Origin of the sequence: Clostridium sp. (assembly GCF_040797585.1) — a bacterium.
Lineage (GTDB): Bacteria > Bacillota > Clostridia > Clostridiales > Clostridiaceae > Clostridium_Z.
The window spans coordinates 1-2,550 of record NZ_JBFNEO010000288.1; the positions used below are offsets into that span (position 1 = coordinate 1).

At 28.2% G+C, this 2,550-nt stretch carries 1 protein-coding gene; it reads right to left on the reverse strand.

Annotated elements, in window-relative coordinates:
- Positions 1 to 260 precede the first annotated feature (260 nt).
- A partial coding sequence (locus AB2369_RS12845) for a 3'-5' exonuclease (protein WP_367666869.1) occupies positions 261 to 2,550 on the reverse strand: 2,290 nt, incomplete at its 5' end.

A 2,550-nucleotide genomic window follows, 5' to 3' on the forward strand; every position in this document is an offset into this window, starting at 1 on the left:
TTATGCTAGAAAATACCTTGTATAACTTAAACTTTGACCTAGGAACCCTATATAGAGTTCCTATGTTAATTCTTAAGTTATACAGGTCTTCACGCCATAAGGTCACAAGATAAAAATCATTGGTATAAGTTAAGAACTCAGTTAGGAACCCTATATAGGGTTTTTAGCCTAAATCTTAACTTATACATGTACTTAAATCCTTTAAAATATTAGATTTTAAGTAGTGCATAAGATAAGTTTTGAATCAAAAACCCTATATCCTATAAATTTTCTATTAAAGTTTTATCTAGATAATATAAAAACCTGCTTCCCTCTTCCTTAAAATTTTCTCTTCCATGCTTTTGCCTATGCCTAGTTAGATATAGGGTTTCTTTTGCTCTAGTAATTGCCACATAAAATAACCTACATTCTTCTAATATTTCCTCTCTGGTTTTACTCATAAAGCTTGGTAATATTCCATTATTTAAAGCTGGTAAAAATACTCTACTAAATTCTAACCCTTTAGCCTGATGTATGGTTATTATAGGTACCTTCTTTTCCTTAGAAAAGCTTCTATCTATTTCACTATTAGACAATGAAGTTATTGTAAGGAGTCTTATTAATGAATCTCTTGGACTTTCTAAAGGGTTGTCTCCATTTTTAAAGAAATTATATAATTCCTTTAGGTTTTCTATCCTATTATTTTCATTTTTACTTTTATAATATTCTATAATACCGCTAACTTCATAAATCTTTTCTAATATTTTATAAGGCCTTTCTACATCCATAAGTTCTCTTAAAACATCTATTTGATCTTTAAGATCTTTAAATCTTTTATTATAAAGTCCCATGACAGCCATTCTTTCCATAGATGTACTATTAAGCTTTTTCGCCATAGATAATAGAATATCTTTAGTTGCTAAAATATCATCCATTGCATTATGACTAGGTTTTACACTAGTCTTTAGAAGCTTACTTAAGGTTTCTAGTTTATGACTTTCAAGGGTTGGATAAAGCTTTCTTCCCATATCTAGGGTATCATAGTATCCTTTAATCTTAAAAGGATCTAAATTCAATCTTCTAAGCTCACTATTTAATATTCCAAGATCATATTGTACATTATGTCCCACTATAACCTTATCCTTTATAAAATCTAAGAATTCTAAAAGAACCTCCCTAGCTCTCCTTCCATTTTTATTTAAATACTCATCACTAAATCCATGCACCTCTTTTGATAATCCAACAGATTTACTTGGTATTATAAACTCTTCAAAAGGAACTATGGTTCCATCTCTATTAAGCTTTATAGCTGCTATTTGTATTATCTCATCCTTAGTTATATCAACTCCTGTGGATTCAACATCAAATATTACCACATCTCCACTTAAAATAGCATCACATAACATTCTGTAAGGCTCTCCTGAATTTATAGTACTATCATCTAGAAAATCAGTAAGCCTTATACCTAAATCCTTATTTTCCTTTTTTTCTATATATTCAATTGTCTTATCCCCTACATTAGATACATAATTTAAAACTATCCTCTTCATACTGTTTACATCATATTTATTTAAAGCAAGTTTTAAATAGGCTAAGGCATCCTTAATTTCTTTTCTTCTAAAAAACTTAAATTCCTCTACTAAAAAAGAAGGTATCCCTCTTTTCTCTAATATATTAGAGTAGGCAAGATTTAATTTATTATTTCTTGTTAAAATTGCCACTGAGTTTAAATCATCCTTATAATGCTTTTCTATAATATCACAGATAAAGTTTCCTTCTTCTTCTAAGGTATTGAATCCTTTGTATTTTATCTTTTCACCTTTATTATTTCCCTCTGCACCCAAGTCCTTGTTTTTTAAGCTATCTTCTATCATATATATTTTTTCAATAGTTTTTAAATACTCATTGGAGGATTTTATAATAACCTCTGTGGATCTATAATTTTTATTAAAATGTATAACTCGTACACTTTTAAAGGTCTCTTTGAAATTTTCTATTATTGTAAAGGGATTTGATCCCCTCCAACTATAAATGGTTTGATTTATATCCCCAAAAAAGCTCAAATTCTTATTAAGACTTATTTTTTTTATTATTTCATATTCAAGTATACTTGTATCTTGAACCTCGTCTACCTGAATGTAGTTAAACTTTTCTCTCCATCTGTTTAAAGTTTCTCTATCCTCTAGAAGTTCATAAGTATTTATCACAAGATCACTAAAATCTAATCCATGTCTCTCTTTTAATATAGAATTATATATTCTTATTAATCCATATCCCCTTTTTATCAATGCTTCTTTTGTAAAACCTATCTTTTCTCCCTTAGTAAATCTCTTAAAAAATTCTTCTCCCTTTTTATTTAAAAAGTCCTTAGTTACATATTCTATGTCTGCCCTATATTTAGATTTTACAGATACTAAATGATGCTTAACCTCATATATAAAACTGCTTAACATAAATAAGTCCATTTTAACATTTCCTAGAATTTCTTTAATTATTTCATTACAATCCTCTTCATCAAAAACCAAAAAATCGCTGGATATATCTGTGTTTTTCTTTGCCTCACTTTTCACT